Here is a 16376-nt window from a genome sequence, read left to right on the forward strand (position 1 = left end):
TACAATCACTCCTTTATCTTAAATCACTTTACTGTTGATTCTTTTTCTCAAAAAAACAATATAACCCAAAATGACATATACCACGGCCAATGACACAAAAATAATTTCACATATCAACATGAATTGTAATAAGGTTTGTATTGGGCTCGGAAAACGCATATGATACATAAAGTTAAAATAAGCAGTTGCTGTTGTTACCCATGGAAACGTTAAAGCAGCAAATGAAAATTTAAAATTGATAGCCATTAACTTAGGAATAAACGTTAATGAAACTACAAAAAGTAATTGGGATATGATAAATCCAAATATCGTCAATATGAAGTCATCAAATTTTGCACTAATTAAATAGCCATTAAAACAAAGTGCTGCTGGAGCCGCTATGATGACTGCCATTGGAAATTGGTTTTCGTTATATAAGCGCCAAGTTTTTTTGATTAAAATAATCGCTATTAATATTATAAAGCAAAAAGTTGCTATATATACCGTGAATTCACCTAAAACTGGATTAAATTCTTTTGCAGTTTCAGATATTACACCTATTCCTACAAATGTGACAAACCAACTCGTATTCGGCAAAACAGTACCTTTGTTATGTAATATTAGATGATAGTAAACGAAACCTGCGATAATGATGAATTGGATGATAATCGTTATCCACCATAACCATATTAGTATACCTAGATTGACGTTTAAGTGATGCTTTATGATGTAGATGATTGTCATTAGAGCCATTGGAAAAGTTGGGAAAGTAGCACAGATATTACGATCGCTCAATTCATTCCGTACTGTATTGGGATATAATATGCATTTTTGTATAAATAACAATAAAATGATACAACTCAATATAAAAAATAACACCGCTAAGCCATGCCAAGTCATATTAAACAGCAAATTACTAAGCGACGCGATCCCTAATGCTAATCCACAAATAGCTGTTGGTAATACTTTTATCAATTTATAAAACATAATTTTTAATCCTTTTATATTATATAGTTATATGATTACTATACTATGTCCATACTATTTATGTGTAAAATAAGATTATTATTTCATAACCGTTTTTTCATTTGACTTAATTTACTATGCCTTTATCTGTACATTGATTCAATTGGTACACATAGTTGAATGCCTCATTTATATCAGTATATTAATCTTCAATAACGTCTAGTCCTTTGTCTCGCAATTCCATTATGCCTTTGAGCATTTGATTAATTTCGTCATCCGAATGTCTTTCCCATGCGCTTAATTCCGCGACAATTTTCAGTGGTTCACTAGAGCGATAAGAAAGCGTTGGATTGCCAGGAAATTTTTTATCTGTGACATTCGGATCGTCTTCGAACACTCCTAATGGTTCAACAACATAAATATGCTCTTCTGCTATATCTTTAGACAAAGCAACTGCAAGTTCAGCTCCCCATTTTGCTGCTTCTAATGTACCAGTGAAATATATATGATTCATAATTCGGTCCTGATAATTAGATTTATACAAAGGACATAATAAATCACCAATCTCCAATTCAGCTTTCGTCCCATGTAAATATAAATTTTGCCCAAACTGCGCTTTTGTACCGTTCATCGTGTAGCCCCCTCATAATCATTAAGTTGTTAAATTATTATATGCAATATCTATTGGAAAATATAGACTATAATATCTGAAATTCTCATAGTATAATTTAAGCAAAGGACATTTTAAATTTTTATAACTTTATATCATTTTTGAACAATTGCTAATTATAAAAGACAATGAATAACATAGCGGTATTTTAAAAAACTTCTCCTTTTTCTATATCTAAATAAAAGCGGGCTACTAAACTTCAATTCGTTTAGATAGCCCCGTTTTATATACGATAATGATATTAACTTACTAAGCATTAAACCCACTATTTAAATGGACTAACTCATCTGCTTTATCTGTAAAGACGCCATCTACGCCCCAATTTGACAATTGATTCGCCCTCATTTTACTATTTACAGTCCATACATTTAACTCATAACCTGCATTTTTAATTGAACGCACGCGTGCTTGACTCAGTTTTGCATCTTCTATATTGACAATCGTTGATCCACAATAATCTAAAAGTGTTCTCCAATCACCTGTAAAAGCTGCTGCTTTAAAAAGAACTGCTCGCTTATATTGTGGCATTAATTGCTGTGATAATTTCAATAAAACAATATTAAAACTAGATAATAAAACGTCCGAGCTTGAATTTAATGCTTTTAATTTTTCTGCAACTTGTTTAACCATACTTTCTGATAAAGCACTGCCATTTCCACCAGTTACACCCTTTAATTCTATATTTAAATTCATTTTATATTTATTAGCAAAAGCAATCACATCATCAAAAGTCGGTAATTTTTCTGCTGCATATTTTGCATTAAACCAATTACCAGCAGATACATCTTTGATTGCATCATAATTTAATTGTGTAATTTCACCTATCATATCTGTTGTTCGATCTAAAAAATCGTCATGAATAATGACCAGCTGTTCATCTTTTGTAATTGCAACATCAAGCTCAATCCATTTTAATCCAGTCACATTGGCTGCTGCTTCAAATGCTGCCAACGTATTTTCGGGAGCTTTACTTGATAATCCTCTATGAGCATAAACTGTAAACATATCATCTTCCCTTTCAATGTGATTTTAGTGTAATTATGATATGTCATGAACCATAATTCAAATTATCTAAGTTATTATCGACAAAAAATCATAGTTTACAGTCGAAAATCAAACAAAAAGTCGCCTTCTACATCCTTAAAGGATTTCAAAGGCGACCAATATGTGTCGTATATTATGATTTTGAATTTACATATGAAGTTGGATCAACAGAATATCCGTTACCCACGCCACCTGACATACGTTGGAAATGTAGATGAGGTGCAGTAGAATTTCCTGTGCTTCCTGATAAACCAATTTGTTGTCCTTCTTTAACTTCTTGGCCAGATTTAACATTTAAAGAATTCATATGCATATACCATTGATAGTTATCACTGTTTTTCTCTTGGATTGTAACTTGGTTACCACCACCATAATTACTCCAACCACTTTGAATTACAGTACCATCTGCTAGTGAATAAACAGGTGTATTTTCATCCATAGCATAGTCAACGCCATAGTGTGCGCCACCGCCATGGTAGCTACCATAAGGTTGTAATTGACGGTTTTTAGTTAACCAATTGGATGAATGCGTACTATTATTACTACTACTGTTTGATGCTGCTTCTGATTGTGTATTGTTTTGTTGTGGTGCAGCTTGTTGTTGTGGTGTTGAATCATTACTTGATGTAGCATTTTGTTGTACATCATTAGTACCATTATTTTGTGTGTAACTCGTTTCATAATTGTTATTTGTTGATGCGTTATTTTGTGTATTATTTTCTACATTATTTTGTGCATTATTTGCTGTATTATTTACGTTATTAGAATTACTTTGTGTTGTTTGTTCAGATTCAGTGCTTTGGTTCGTTGTTGCACTATTATCAACATCATTGTTTTCTGATGGTTGGTTGATGTCATAACCCTCTGATTGTATTTCTTCATGACTTTGGTCATCAGTGTAGTTATTATCATCTGAAGCATTTACATTATCAACGTTTGAAGTGTTAGCACTTTGATTATTCATTGGGAAATAATAGTAATGATAATTCCCTTCATTATCTATTAAATAGAAATAATATTGTTGTTGATCAAACATAGATTGATCCCAGTTTCCATCTAATGCGTGATGATAGTTCCCATTATCATCTTGATCGATATAACCATAGTTAAAAATATCACTACTCGCGTGATTGCTTGTATATTGTGTATTTGATTGATTGTTTTCTGAAGCGTGTGCTTCTCCTTGTGCGACACCAATTGCACCTAAAGATAACGTAGCAATTGTTGCTGTAACCATTTTTTTCATAATTAATAAGTCCTCCCAAATTTTTTACATACATAATAGTATCAGAGAAACTGTATAAAGAGAATAGCAGAAACTGTTTTTTAATTTGTTAGTAATTTGTTTGTGATGTAACGTAAATTTTTTGAAAATTCCTTCTAGATAAGCAGATAGCGTTTTCATTACTTTTAATTGAACACTATACATCTATATTACAGTTGTTGTAAATCGACTATAACAGTTAACTTTTTACACTTAACCTCCTAATTTCATATCCATTTTTTCTTAAATATTACAAGTTACTTTATAAAAAATTAAAAACAGTGTCTTTTTGGTATGCTATATTACGTGCTAACATAGAACTATTAATTAAAAGTGAGGGATTCAACATGTATGAAGTTCATAATAATTATGCAGTAAAAGGATCAAAGACATATATTAAAGTCATCGTGGCTCTTTTTATTTCTGGATTCACCATATTTTCAATACTTTATAGTGTTCAACCATTAATCCCTCATTTCACAAAATCTTTTAATGTGAGCGAAACAAAGGCAAGTTTAGCTTTATCATCAGCAACTTTAACACTTGCCTTTGCCATGCTATTTTTCGGAGCCATATCTGAAGTGTTAGGCCGTAAACCTATAATGATTTTTTCCGTTCTTTCTGTATCCTTACTCGCCTTAATCCAACCATTTTTAACAGATTTCAATACCTTTTTAATTGTGCGATTGATACAAGGCATATGTTTAGCTGGCTTACCTTCAATCGCAATGGCATATATTGGTGAAGAAATTTCTTCGCACAATCTACCTGAAGCGATGGGCATTTATATTAGTGGAAACGCTTTTGGTGGTGCATTTGGAAGAATATTCACCGGCTTTATTTCAAGTATTTATGGATACCAAACAGGTCTAATTTGCATAGGTATGATCAGTGTCATTGCTGCCATTTTATTTACATTTTTATTACCCTCATCTAAACATTTTGAAAAGCAGCGTTTTTCTGTCAAAGCATTATTAATTAGCTATTATAAACATCTAACAAATATTCGATTACTCAAACCTTTTATGATTGGCTTTCTGCTACTTGGTTGTAACATAGCTGCCTTTAACTATATTGGTTTCGTGTTATCAGAAAAGCCATACAATTTACATGATAGTATCATTAGTTTTATATATTTATTGTTTTTAATAGGTATGATTTCCTCAATACTAAATGCAAAATTACGTACTAAATTAGGTACTTTAAATGCTTTGAAATTTAGTGTTTTATTGTTAATTTTTGGTATTAACATCACTTTATTACCACCGCTAACATTCAAAATTATTGGCTTAGCCTTTAGTGTTTATGCTTTTTTTAGTGGTCATGCAATCGCAAGTGCAGTAGTTACCAGTCGTGCGGAAGATCATAAAGCACAGGCTTCTAGCCTCTACTTATTGTTTTATTATATGGGGTCTTCTGTAGGGGGTACTTTAGCCGGTGTGTTTTATAACTATATTCAATGGCCAGGTGTCGTTTTAATGATTACTAGTTTTATGATTATTGCATTCGTTATTTCGCTTACCATTAAGCAAAAATAGGCTTGAAAATCTAAAATTTTAAGATTTTCAAGCCTATTTATATATTCAAACTTTTACTATTGTATTGTTGTTTCCATATTAGATTCAAATTCATCTAGTAATTCACGTGCTTCGTCAGTGGTATTTGTGCTCATCAGTTGATGTCTTAACTCACTTGCACCTCTGATACCACGCACATATATTTTAAAGAATCTGCGCAACGGTTTAAATAAGCGTGTTTCTTCTTGTGAATATTTGTCGAACAAATCAAGATGAAGTCTTAACAAGTCTAAAAGTTCTGCACTCGTATGTTCTCTTGGTTCTTTTTCAAAGGCATAAGGATTATGGAAAATTCCTCGACCAATCATAATGCCATCAATACCATACTTTTCTGCCAGTTCAAGTCCTGTTTTTCTATCTGGAATGTCACCATTTATCGTTAATAATGTGTCTGGTGCAATTTCATCACGCAGTTGTTTTATTTCACCAATTAATTCCCAGTGTGCGTCTACCTTACTCATCTCTCTACGTGTACGAAGGTGGATGGATAGATTCGCAATATCCTGTTTGAAAACATGTTTTAACCATTCTCTCCACTCATCAATTTCAGAGTAACCTAACCGCGTTTTAACACTTACAGGTAGTCCTCCTGCTTTAGACGCTTGAATAATTTCAGCTGCTGTTTCAGGGCGTAGTATTAAACCTGAACCCTTACCTTTTGTTGCAACATTCGCAACTGGACAACCCATATTCAAATCAATACCTTTAAAACCCATCTCTGCCATACCAATACTCATTTCACGAAAATGTTCAGGTTTATCTCCCCAAATGTGTGCAACGATGGGTTGTTCGTCTTCTGTAAACGTTAAACGGCCACGTACACTGTGTAGACCTTCAGGGTGACAAAAGCTTTCCGTATTTGTAAACTCAGTGAAAAAGACATCAGGTCTTCCCGCTTCACTGACCACATGACGAAAGACTACATCTGTTACGTCTTCCATAGGCGCCAAAACAAAAAATGGACGCGGTAATTCACGCCAAAAATTTTCTTTCATATATTTTTTAACCTTCTTATCTATTATTATCTCGAATTTTTATTCATGACGATATTACCACAAAAATAAGACTTATACAAAAAGATTTAAACACTCCAAAAAGCAACGCCAAACTAAGACTTATTACTTAAATAATTGAAACGTCACACAATCACTAAAAATTTTATTGTACGCTTGAATGACTCAGAAAGCAGTTCAAGTTATACACGTGGAAATATTGTTTCTTCATACTTTTAGCAAAAATATCAAAGTTATAAGACAAATTTCATTTAATTCTTAGTCCGATAACTATACATACTACTAAATAAACCTACACATAAAATAACAGCAGCAAAAATCAATGCTGCATTGAAGTTCCCTTCGTTTCCAATTAATAACCCAGATAATGCAGGTGCAATCATTTGACCCAAACTGTATATGACAGTCAATATCGCAACTAAGTTCAATCTACTATTATTCTGATACATTAAAGCTTGTGCTTTGGACATAAATAATGTAGTAAGCCCTAAAAAAGTTGAACCAAATAATAATGAACTTAATATTAAACTCAACATACTTTCTGATAATATCGGTAAAACAACACTTATTATTTGTAAAATAAAGGCTAAATACGTTGCCTTACCATGACCTAAAACATCGGCCAACATAGACCAAAGAATAGTTGATGGTATTGCACCTAATCCAACAAACATCCAACTTAATGCCGCATAATCTGACAACGAGGGTATTGATTTAACAATAGCCACTAAAAAAGTGCCCGTAATAATATATCCGGCTCCTTCACAAAAATACGCAATGGAAAAGCCCCAAATAAATTTTTTCTTCAATTTATTAGATACATCAGCTTGATTTTCGTTTGTTTTATGACTTTCGTATTCAGCAACATCATTTTCACGCATACCAAATATAATAAAAATCGCCATGATTAATGAAAAAATACCTAGCAAAATCCAAGTCGATTTCCATGTATTCACTGAAGTGAATAAAAAAATAAAGATACTACTTGTAAAAATGCCTAACCCTACACCACTATATAGCAAACCAGAAATACGTTCTTTTCGAACCATTTTTAATGCTTCTAACGCAACATTCGATGCCAATACAAAAACAGTACCACTAGAAACACCAGCAACAAATCTAAAAATTGCCCATGAGATATAACTATCAAAAACACCCATGAATAGTGTTGAAATTATATTGATAATTAAATATATTTTAAGATCCACTACCTTATTAAATACAATAATCCAAATTGGAATCATCGCTCCAATAAGATATCCTAAGTAGTTATATGTAGCTAACATACCAGCACTTGGATTATCCATACCGCTATTAAGCTGCATAAAAGGCATAATGAGGGTATATGCAAAACGTCCAATTGCCATAACAATAAACAAACACAACATACCTAAAACAAGTTGCTTATACGCTCGTCTCATACTTTACACACCTTTCAACAAATCAATTACATTATACACTTTTTATGATTTTTACATATCCCTTTTATTAATAATTAATAATATTATCTTTAACCCCCTTTTAATTTTGAATTAGTAAGTATAAAATAGGCTTTATTATTATTTTGAATTTTCAGACTTTTTGTTAGGAGGATTGTTATGAAACAACAAAACATTCTTTGGAAAGATTGGAGATTACATGGCATTGTTTTAATCATTATGATCATTTCTGAAGTAATCGGCGCACATAAAATACCATTAGGCATAACATCAATCCTTTTATTACCAGTAGTTTATGCAGTATTACTCGGTTTGGGCGTATATTTCACACCTATTATCAGTAAAAGACAAGCTAAGAACTCTGAACCAATGGTCTTTATTTCTGTAGCATTACTCATAGCAAAATTCGGGGTAGAGGCTGGACCTGCACTTCCTAAAATCATTGCTGCTGGACCCGCTTTAATACTTCAAGAAGCCGGTAATTTAGCTACTATTATTATTTCATTACCGCTGGCTATACTTTTAGGTTTACGCAGAGAATCTATAGGCATGACACATTCAATAGGAAGAGAGCCTAACTTAGCACTTATCACTGAAAAATATGGTATCACTTCTCCTGAATGGCGAGGCGTCATGTCGATGTATATATTCGGAACAATATTTGGGGCAATATTTTTTAGTGTTTTCTCCGGCATTCTAATCTCTATTTTACCATTTAGCCCATTAGCATTTGCAATGGCGACAGGCGTAGGAAGTGGTGTTATGACTGCTGCTGCACTAGGTCCCTTAGTTGAAATGTACCCTGACCAAGCTAGTACAATCACAGCATTTTCTGGTGTGAGTAATTTACTTACATCTGTCACAGGACTTTATGTGGGGATATTAATTGCTCTGCCATTAACTCGAAAATACTACAGCTTTATTATGCATATCAAATCAAAATTCACAAAAGATAAGGAGCAATGATCATGAATTCGAAAGTTACAAACTGGATACTCACATTATGTGTAGTAGGCATTATTTCACTCTTTAGTAATTGGATTGGTTATAGTGTAATGCCCATAGTAGCTTTACCTGGCATCCTTACGTTAATGGGTATTGCATTAATAGGTTTAATCTTACGTGATATTGTTCCTCTCAACATACCTAGTATTGCTTATATTGGTATAATCGGGCTCATCATTACAATACCTGGCATACCTGGATCATCACACATTGTTGAATGGACTGAAAAAGTAGACCTGTTGTCATTAGCTACACCAGTTGTTGCATATGCAGGCGTTTCTATAGGCAATTCCTGGGCCGATTTTGCTAAGTTAGGTTGGAAAACAATTGTCGTCGGTATCGTAATATTACTCAGTACATACGTAGGTTCTGCCCTTGTAGCAGAAATTGTTTTAAGGATTCAAGGTTTAGCATAATTTACACATAATAATATCCCCATACAAACAACTCAACCTGTCGTTATATGGGGATATTAAAATTAATCATTATTTTAAATATAATAAATGAATACTATAAAGTTCAATAAAAAGAGTACAATAGCTGGAATTGCTTTTTTAATTGGGTCCTTGCCTAAGAAAATCAATGAGATTGCACCAACAAACATCGTTGCACCTAATAATATACTTGATAATAATGCAATCACGCTATACAACACACCTATCAACATGCCTAGGCCACCTACAAATTCAAAAATTCCTGTAATTTGATTAAAAATAGGTGGGTAGCCAAGACGCGCAAAATCTTGTTTCATTGCACCAGATAAAATTTTAGACCCTGTCATGATAAAAAATATTCCCAAAATGATTTGTAATATAATGATAATAATACTCATTTTAACGACCCCTTTTCATTTTTATCTTAGTCACGCGCTACCAAACCAGAAACCATATAAGGCGTGATGCGTTTAATATAATCTTCAGGTAACATTTCATTATTTTTTTGATACCATGTTTCAGCTGCTTTATAGATACTTGCACTTATCATGTTTGCAGCCAATTGTCGCGTGCTATCATCTTCAAAATCAATATCAGCCAACAATTTATACAATACATTTGCAATATGTTCTTGAACAATATAATCTATCGTCTCTGGATAACTTCTATGACATCTTCTATTTAAAGAAAATTGAAACTCTGCCACTACTTTAAAGATATCGACAATTGTTCTTTCATTCAATGGATTATCTTTAAAAAATTCATAATTTAAATTAATTAATAGTTCTTCAGCAAGCGCTTTTTCTAACAAATCATAGATATCACTAAAATGATAATAGAACGTAGCTCTATTAATAAGTGCCTCTTGTGTAATATCTTTCACAGTTATACTTTTAAAATCTTTATCACTAGACAATTGGATAAACGCTTGCATAATAGATTTTCTTGTTTTAATGACGCGCAAGTCTGATTTTGATTGTACCATTCGACTCCCTCATTTTCCCCAACATTAAATACTAAATGTTGAATTTTCAACATTTTCTACAATTTGTTGGTACTTATTGTTCATATTACTACTTATCATAAGAGTATATCAATTTAATTAAACTACGGAGGTACAATTATGGAAAAAAATATGGTATGTGATATTTATTCGGGTGTTTGCAAACCGAGTGAAGAAAAAGAAGTAGAAGACATTAACTTAAATAACCAAAGTCCAAATTTAACTTTATATTATGTAACTGATCCTATGTGTTCACATTGTTGGGCTTTCGAACCAATTTTAAATAAATTATTAGTACAATACGGTCATTTGTTTAATTTTCAAATGATTATGGGTGGCCTTTTAGAAGCTTGGGGTGATGGGCCTATTGACCCTGCAAATGGCATTTATAAACCAGCTGATGTGACACCACATTGGCAAGAAGTAGGTCAATATTCACGCATGCCTATCGATGGGACGATTATGGAAATAGATCCTGTGCAATCTTCATACCCAGCATCTCGGTTGTATAAAGCGATTCAACGATTAGATTCTCCGGCTACTGCTATTGAATTTATTAGATTAGTTAGGGAAGCCGTTTTCGTCTTTAACCAAAATATTTCTGATGACAAAATACTTAAATCAATTGTACAAACTTTATATAAAAATAATAAATCAATTAATATTGAAACTATTTTTGATTTAGCAAATAGTACGCAAGGTCAGCAATTACTATCAAACGATTTTAACTTGGTACGTGAATTAGGTGTTCGAGGTTTCCCTACAGTTGTCATAGTAAATAACGATAACCAAGGTACTAAAATTGTAGGCGCTAGAGATTTAAATGTTTATATAGATACACTTAAAAAACTTAATAGCAATGAAAAAACCGTTTCAAAACCTTTGCCAGATTTAGAATTATATTTAAAAAAACAACATCGCTTATTTTCTAAAGAAATTGAAGTGATGTATGACATTAAACAAGATGAAGTACCAAATTTTGTTAAACAAAATTTAAACTCTTCAGTTTACACAGCTAAAAATATACTTGGTGAAAATTATTATGAATTTATTTTATCGTAATATGTCACAACCTTACTGACGTTGTGAAAGAAACAGTTGACGATCATATAACACAATATGTACATACATAATTAAAATGTGTGTAAATTCATCAAAAATGTTTATTTAAAATGTCATTTACGTAATTGTATGCTTAATCATAATGCCTTTTTACTTTTTCAAATATTCATTGTAATTAAAAGTTTCTATACTATTAGTTACAATGATATTTTTATTTAGCTGTGTTTCTAAGTATCTACTCACTTCACAAACTGCATTTATTTTTAATGATTCTATGTCATTCATTTCAATTACTACAAAGTCTAACTCTTCAACACTATGATTCGTTTGAGAAAGTATACTATAAATATGTTGTAGCAATGCTTCATTATATTTGTCTTTTGAAATTGCTACTACTTTTGAATTAATTGGTTCTTGATTTTTATTACGTAAATAAAACAATGTATTCCCTTTACTATACTGAACAATAACATACATATGATGACCCCGTTTTATTTTTAAAATAATATATAATTACTATATACACATTATGCGCAATCATAAACCTTTTATAATAAATTAAACTCCATTTATTATAGATTTCATTTGAATAATAATCAACATATGTTCTTTTAATTTTCAAAAATACTTAATCGTTCATATAGAGTTCATAATCTTACCTTATATTAAAATTAAACATTCATTACAGGAGGTCGTTAAAATGAAAAAATTAATGTTCAGTTCAGCATTTTATACTTTATTAGGCATGCTCAGTGGTCTATTTTATAGAGAGATGTCAAAAGCAGAAAATTTTAGTGGTTATTCGCAATTAAATGTAACGCATACACATCTACTCGTATTAGGTACAATTATGTTTTTAATATTTATGGTGATAGAACACCAATTAAAACTTACTCAGCATCATACTTTATTTAATTATTTCTTTTATGTTTATCATATCGGGGTATTATTAACGGTTGCTATGCAATTTATTAATGGTATAGCAACTATGAAAGGTTTTGAAGTGAGTCCTGCTATTGCTGGTATTTCAGGATTAGGTCACATTGCTATTTCCATTGCTTTCATTTTATTCTTCGTATTATTGAATAAAAGTATTAATGTCCATTCCAAATAATAGTTAAAGGTCGAATCACGTTTCTAAAAATAGAACGCAATTCGACCTTTTGTTTTTATATTAACAATAATAAAAATCCTAAAATTGTAATAAATAAGTAAATCCATTTTTCAAAATTATGATAAGTCGTGTGATTTATTAGATACTTTCCAATAATGACTGAAATAATCAAACAAGGTATGCTCAACAAAAATAAAGATACCGTTTGGCTAGTCCATATCCCTCCAGATGCTTGTCCAATCACTACAAATATCGCTGTAATTAAAAAATGTGCTTGTACCGTACTTCTAAAATCTTTAATATGCCAAGGTGACATTGTGCCATAAATCACAACTGGCACACCGTGTGAATTATACAAACTTCCTAATATACCTGAAATCATACCTGTTAGGCTCGCCCAAATATTAGATTTCAATATGATATTATATCTATTTTTAAAAAAGGTAATTTTTCCAAACGCATATACACCATAAAGTATTAAAAATAGTCCTAACATCAATTGTATATAAGAGGTTGTAATTTGCTGTAAAATCAATATGCCAATTGGAACACCTAATAAGCTCCCTAACAACATCAATAATAATACTTTAATTTTTATATTCCTATAATCTAAAAATATATTTAAACTTGCTACCATTAATCCAGCTAAGCCTACCAGTGAAATAGATGTATGTAAGTTTAGCCCTATCAATGTTAAAAGTGGCATGCTCACGAGTGCTTCCCCAAAACCAAAATATGTTCTGACTAATCCACCTAAAAATATAGCAATTAAAATGTAAACTAAAAATAAATCCATATTTTAACTCCTGATTTAGTTCGCCATCAATACGTGTCATATCTTTTCCACAATACTATGTTATTTATTAATATATTTAATTAATGCTTACTGATAATAAAATTTCAGAGACTATTAAAATAATTATACCAAACTTTAATTATGATATTTAAAAATCAGACCATTCTTCATAGTTCTATCATTAATAAACTTTCAAACTTGCTTTTTTTGTAAAAAGGAAATATATTATACAAAACTAGTATATTTTTTATACCTAAGGAGTTTAATCTATAGGATAATGGTTATGAGTATTAAGAAGTTTTATTACTATTATACTGATAACACAAGCAACTGAAAAGTTTATTACGAGGAGGTATATATATGAATATCGTTGGTCACCATCACATTTCAATGTATACAAAAAACGCTCAAAAAAATAAAGACTTTTATACTCAAGTATTAGGACTAAGATTGGTTGAAAAATCAGTTAACCAAGATAATCCAAAAATGTATCATTTATTCTTTGGAGATGAAATTGGTTCTGCTGGTACATTATTAAGTTTTTTTGAAATACCACTTTTAGGGAAAAATCGTCCTGGAACTGATTCTATCTATCGCTTATCATTACTTGTTCCTGATGAAAATGCTTTGAATTTTTTTAAAGAAAGACTGAATCAATTCAAAATTACATGGACATCATTAGATTATTTAAATCAGCCTGCTATTACTTTTAATGATATAGATGGTTTGGAGATTATTTTATTAGTTAATGGCAATTATCATACACCGAATGCTTGGAGAAAAAATCCGTATAGTGAGATTCCCGAGCAATACCAAATTTTAGGTATGGGCCCTGTAGAACTAAGAGTTAAAAATGCTCAAGCCACGCTCGATTTCTTAAAAAATAGCTTGTCATATACACTTAGAGAAGATGTAAACGAAACTGTTATGACTTTAGATCAAAATGGAATATATACTGATTTTGTTATTGTAGAACAACAAGGTGAACGTGCTAGACCTGGTCAAGGTTATGTGCATCATATTGCTGTTAATACACCAAAAGATAGTGATTTAAATTCAATTCATAAAATAATAGAGCAACAACCTGAAAATAATTCAGGAATTATAGACAGATACTTTTTCAAATCTTTATATTATAGACAAAATCGTATTTTATACGAATTTGCTACGAATGAACCTGGATTTACAGTAGATACAAAAATAGAAGATTTGGGTAAACATTTAAATTTACCAGACTTTATGGAAGCACAACGAACAGAAATTGAAAATAATCTACATGAATTATAGAAAGGTGATTATATGGCACATTTAAAAATGAATGAAAATACTCCATTGGAATTTGGGCTCTACTCATTAGGTGATCATTTATTAAATCCGCATAATGGAGAAAAAGTGAGTTATGAGCAAAGAATTAATGAACTTAAAGAAGCTAGTCAATTAGCTGAACAGGCTGGTATTGATGTATTTGGTGTCGGTGAAAGCCACCAAGAACATTTTACAACACAAGCACACACAGTAGTTTTAGGTGCCATAGCACAAGCCACTAAAACAATAAAAATTTCCAGTTCTTCTAGTATTATAAGTGCTGCAGATCCTGTAAGAGTATTTGAAGATTTTGCTACTTTAGACTTAATTTCACATGGACGAGCTGAAATTGTAGCAGGTCGCGCTTCACGTACAGGAATATTTGATTTATTTGGATTAGATTTGAATAATTATGACGAACTTTATGAAGAAAAACTTAATTTATTAATGGAATTAAATAAAACCGATAAAATTACTTGGTCAGGTAAATTTAGACCTGATTTAAATAACATGAAGATTTTCCCACGTCCAATTGATGACACATTACCTATTTGGCGAGCAGTTGGAGGCCCTCCCGCAAGTGCTATCAAAGCAGGTAGACAAGGTATACCAATGATGATTACAACACTTGGCGGTCCAGCAATGACCTTTAAAGAGTCCATTGAACAGTACAGACTCACTGCACAAGAAAATGGTTTTGATCATTCACCGGAATCTTTACCAGTATCAACAGCAAGTTTATTTTATACTGCTGACACAACACAAGATGCTTTGAAAGAGTTCTACCCACATCTAAATGTTGGAATGTCATTTATCAGAGGCACAGGTTACCCAAAACAACAATTTGCAAAAGCTCCTGATTATAGAGATGCTTTAATGGTTGGTAGCCCACAACAAATCATCGAAAAAATTCTGTATCAACATGAATTATACAATCACCAACGATTTATGGCTCAAATTGATTTTGGTGGTGTTCCGTTTAATAAAATTATGAAGAATATAGAACTTATAGGTAATGAAATTATTCCAGCTGTAAAAAAACATTTAAGAAAGTAGGTCAATGATACTATGAATATTGTATTACTATCTGGCTCTAGCGTTGGTTCAAAAACACGTACTGCCATGACTTATTTGAATCAAGCACTTAATAATCAAGATGATACGCATCAAGTTAATTTTATAGACTTAAAAGAGTTAGAATTGGTGTTTAGTGATGGAAGAAATTATTTAGATTACAATGGCGATACGTTATACCTTACTCAAACTTTGATGAATGCTGATGTCATTTTCATCGGGTTTCCTATCTTCCAAGCTTCCATTCCAGGTACATTGAAAAATGTATTTGACTTACTACCAGTTAATGCATTTAAAGATAAAATCGTAAGTATAGTTGCAACTGCTGGATCACCAAAACATTATCTCATCCCTGAAACACAACTAAAACCGATATTAGGTTATATGAAGGCACATATTATGCAAACTTATGTATTTATAGAAGAACGTGATTTTTCAAATGGTGAGATTGTAAATGATGACATTTTATTTAGATTAGATGATTTAGTTTTATCTACATTACGTACTTCAAAAGCATATACACAAGTTTTGAAGGAAGAAGAAAATCAATATGACTTCTAAATCGTTACTATCAATATATTAAATTTCATTAAAAAAGCACTTTGGATATTAGACTTTTAATCTAATCATT

The 16376-nt window shown here is 31.5% G+C and carries 18 protein-coding genes; 8 read left to right on the plus strand and 10 right to left on the minus strand.

Annotated elements, in window-relative coordinates; genetic code table 11:
* Positions 1–18: 18 nt before the first annotated feature.
* The 4 genes from KA926_RS06710 to KA926_RS06725 form a co-directional block, all read right to left on the minus strand.
* On the minus strand, positions 19–966 hold the full coding sequence (locus tag KA926_RS06710) for an SLAC1 family transporter (RefSeq protein WP_210143937.1): 948 nt from the start codon (positions 964–966) through the stop codon (positions 19–21).
* A gap of 181 nt (positions 967–1147) precedes the next feature.
* The gene (gene arr / locus KA926_RS06715; protein WP_210143939.1) at positions 1148–1576 is read right to left on the minus strand and encodes an NAD(+)--rifampin ADP-ribosyltransferase; all 429 of its coding nucleotides are present in this window, start codon (positions 1574–1576) and stop codon (positions 1148–1150) included.
* A 288-nt stretch (positions 1577–1864) separates the two neighbouring features.
* Complete coding sequence (locus KA926_RS06720; protein WP_210143941.1) at positions 1865–2620, minus strand: glycerophosphoryl diester phosphodiesterase; 756 nt, start codon at positions 2618–2620, stop codon at positions 1865–1867.
* A 172-nt stretch (positions 2621–2792) separates the two neighbouring features.
* Positions 2793–3905, minus strand: coding sequence for a M23 family metallopeptidase (locus tag KA926_RS06725; RefSeq protein ID WP_210143943.1), 1113 nt, complete (start codon positions 3903–3905; stop codon positions 2793–2795).
* Positions 3906–4270: 365 nt separating this feature from the next.
* Here KA926_RS06725 and KA926_RS06730 point away from each other — a divergent pair, with 365 nt between their 5' ends.
* Complete coding sequence (locus KA926_RS06730; protein ID WP_210143945.1) at positions 4271–5461, plus strand: MFS transporter; 1191 nt, start codon at positions 4271–4273, stop codon at positions 5459–5461.
* 56 nt (positions 5462–5517) lie between these two features.
* Here KA926_RS06730 and KA926_RS06735 read toward each other — a convergent pair whose 3' ends face one another.
* Together KA926_RS06735 and KA926_RS06740 are read right to left on the minus strand one after the other, a co-directional pair.
* Positions 5518–6495: a tRNA dihydrouridine synthase gene (locus KA926_RS06735; protein WP_210143946.1), complete on the minus strand. Its 978-nt coding sequence runs from the start codon at positions 6493–6495 to the stop codon at positions 5518–5520.
* A gap of 269 nt (positions 6496–6764) precedes the next feature.
* Entirely contained in the window at positions 6765–7934 is a 1170-nt protein-coding gene (locus KA926_RS06740) for a YbfB/YjiJ family MFS transporter (RefSeq protein ID WP_210143947.1), read from the minus strand.
* Positions 7935–8111: 177 nt separating this feature from the next.
* On the opposite strand from KA926_RS06740, the gene KA926_RS06745 reads away from it, so the two are divergent.
* Positions 8112–8918 (plus strand): DUF3100 domain-containing protein, encoded by an 807-nt coding sequence (locus tag KA926_RS06745; protein ID WP_210143948.1) that lies wholly within the window; start codon positions 8112–8114, stop codon positions 8916–8918.
* Between the two features lie 2 nt (positions 8919–8920).
* Positions 8921–9373: a hypothetical protein gene (locus KA926_RS06750; protein ID WP_107385012.1), complete on the plus strand. Its 453-nt coding sequence runs from the start codon at positions 8921–8923 to the stop codon at positions 9371–9373.
* 74 nt (positions 9374–9447) lie between these two features.
* On the opposite strand, the gene KA926_RS06755 is transcribed toward KA926_RS06750, so the two are convergent.
* Entirely contained in the window at positions 9448–9789 is a 342-nt protein-coding gene (locus tag KA926_RS06755) for a DoxX family protein (RefSeq protein WP_040030332.1), read from the minus strand.
* Positions 9790–9815: 26 nt separating this feature from the next.
* Complete coding sequence (locus KA926_RS06760; protein WP_210143949.1) at positions 9816–10376, minus strand: TetR family transcriptional regulator; 561 nt, start codon at positions 10374–10376, stop codon at positions 9816–9818.
* Positions 10377–10514: 138 nt separating this feature from the next.
* Here KA926_RS06760 and KA926_RS06765 point away from each other — a divergent pair, with 138 nt between their 5' ends.
* Positions 10515–11456: a DsbA family protein gene (locus KA926_RS06765; protein WP_210143951.1), complete on the plus strand. Its 942-nt coding sequence runs from the start codon at positions 10515–10517 to the stop codon at positions 11454–11456.
* A 150-nt stretch (positions 11457–11606) separates the two neighbouring features.
* Here KA926_RS06765 and KA926_RS06770 read toward each other — a convergent pair whose 3' ends face one another.
* Complete coding sequence (locus KA926_RS06770; protein ID WP_210143953.1) at positions 11607–11933, minus strand: hypothetical protein; 327 nt, start codon at positions 11931–11933, stop codon at positions 11607–11609.
* 223 nt (positions 11934–12156) lie between these two features.
* On the opposite strand from KA926_RS06770, the gene KA926_RS06775 reads away from it, so the two are divergent.
* On the plus strand, positions 12157–12570 hold the full coding sequence (locus tag KA926_RS06775; protein WP_210143954.1) for a DUF2871 domain-containing protein: 414 nt from the start codon (positions 12157–12159) through the stop codon (positions 12568–12570).
* Positions 12571–12625: 55 nt separating this feature from the next.
* On the opposite strand, the gene KA926_RS06780 is transcribed toward KA926_RS06775, so the two are convergent.
* Positions 12626–13366 carry a sulfite exporter TauE/SafE family protein gene (locus KA926_RS06780; RefSeq protein ID WP_210143956.1) on the minus strand — a complete coding sequence of 247 codons (741 nt, stop codon included), beginning with the start codon at positions 13364–13366 and terminating at the stop codon, positions 12626–12628.
* Positions 13367–13726: 360 nt separating this feature from the next.
* On the opposite strand from KA926_RS06780, the gene KA926_RS06785 reads away from it, so the two are divergent.
* The 3 genes from KA926_RS06785 to KA926_RS06795 are packed head-to-tail and all read left to right on the plus strand — an operon-like array spanning position 13727 to position 16306.
* Positions 13727–14653, plus strand: a complete 927-nt coding sequence (locus KA926_RS06785; RefSeq protein ID WP_210143958.1) for a VOC family protein — start codon at positions 13727–13729, stop codon at positions 14651–14653.
* 12 nt (positions 14654–14665) lie between these two features.
* Entirely contained in the window at positions 14666–15727 is a 1062-nt protein-coding gene (locus KA926_RS06790; RefSeq protein WP_210143960.1) for an LLM class flavin-dependent oxidoreductase, read from the plus strand.
* Between the two features lie 12 nt (positions 15728–15739).
* On the plus strand, positions 15740–16306 hold the full coding sequence (locus tag KA926_RS06795; protein WP_210143962.1) for an NADPH-dependent FMN reductase: 567 nt from the start codon (positions 15740–15742) through the stop codon (positions 16304–16306).
* Positions 16307–16376: the final 70 nt, after the last annotated feature.

The organism is Staphylococcus sp. GDY8P94P (assembly GCF_017892255.1).
GTDB lineage: Bacteria > Bacillota > Bacilli > Staphylococcales > Staphylococcaceae > Staphylococcus > Staphylococcus cohnii.

What these genes read in the sequence shown, in the direction of transcription:
- KA926_RS06710 (WP_210143937.1), bottom strand. Translation starts at nt 966, where the DNA reads ATGTTTTATAAATTGATAAAAGTATTACCAACAGCTATTTGTGGATTA.
- arr (WP_210143939.1), bottom strand. Translation starts at nt 1,576, where the DNA reads ATGAACGGTACAAAAGCGCAGTTTGGGCAAAATTTATATTTACATGGG.
- KA926_RS06720 (WP_210143941.1), bottom strand. Translation starts at nt 2,620, where the DNA reads ATGTTTACAGTTTATGCTCATAGAGGATTATCAAGTAAAGCTCCCGAA.
- KA926_RS06725 (WP_210143943.1), bottom strand. Translation starts at nt 3,905, where the DNA reads ATGAAAAAAATGGTTACAGCAACAATTGCTACGTTATCTTTAGGTGCA.
- KA926_RS06730 (WP_210143945.1), top strand. Translation starts at nt 4,271, where the DNA reads ATGTATGAAGTTCATAATAATTATGCAGTAAAAGGATCAAAGACATAT.
- KA926_RS06735 (WP_210143946.1), bottom strand. Translation starts at nt 6,495, where the DNA reads ATGAAAGAAAATTTTTGGCGTGAATTACCGCGTCCATTTTTTGTTTTG.
- KA926_RS06740 (WP_210143947.1), bottom strand. Translation starts at nt 7,934, where the DNA reads ATGAGACGAGCGTATAAGCAACTTGTTTTAGGTATGTTGTGTTTGTTT.
- KA926_RS06745 (WP_210143948.1), top strand. Translation starts at nt 8,112, where the DNA reads ATGAAACAACAAAACATTCTTTGGAAAGATTGGAGATTACATGGCATT.
- KA926_RS06750 (WP_107385012.1), top strand. Translation starts at nt 8,921, where the DNA reads ATGAATTCGAAAGTTACAAACTGGATACTCACATTATGTGTAGTAGGC.
- KA926_RS06755 (WP_040030332.1), bottom strand. Translation starts at nt 9,789, where the DNA reads ATGAGTATTATTATCATTATATTACAAATCATTTTGGGAATATTTTTT.
- KA926_RS06760 (WP_210143949.1), bottom strand. Translation starts at nt 10,376, where the DNA reads ATGGTACAATCAAAATCAGACTTGCGCGTCATTAAAACAAGAAAATCT.
- KA926_RS06765 (WP_210143951.1), top strand. Translation starts at nt 10,515, where the DNA reads ATGGAAAAAAATATGGTATGTGATATTTATTCGGGTGTTTGCAAACCG.
- KA926_RS06770 (WP_210143953.1), bottom strand. Translation starts at nt 11,933, where the DNA reads ATGTATGTTATTGTTCAGTATAGTAAAGGGAATACATTGTTTTATTTA.
- KA926_RS06775 (WP_210143954.1), top strand. Translation starts at nt 12,157, where the DNA reads ATGAAAAAATTAATGTTCAGTTCAGCATTTTATACTTTATTAGGCATG.
- KA926_RS06780 (WP_210143956.1), bottom strand. Translation starts at nt 13,366, where the DNA reads ATGGATTTATTTTTAGTTTACATTTTAATTGCTATATTTTTAGGTGGA.
- KA926_RS06785 (WP_210143958.1), top strand. Translation starts at nt 13,727, where the DNA reads ATGAATATCGTTGGTCACCATCACATTTCAATGTATACAAAAAACGCT.
- KA926_RS06790 (WP_210143960.1), top strand. Translation starts at nt 14,666, where the DNA reads ATGGCACATTTAAAAATGAATGAAAATACTCCATTGGAATTTGGGCTC.
- KA926_RS06795 (WP_210143962.1), top strand. Translation starts at nt 15,740, where the DNA reads ATGAATATTGTATTACTATCTGGCTCTAGCGTTGGTTCAAAAACACGT.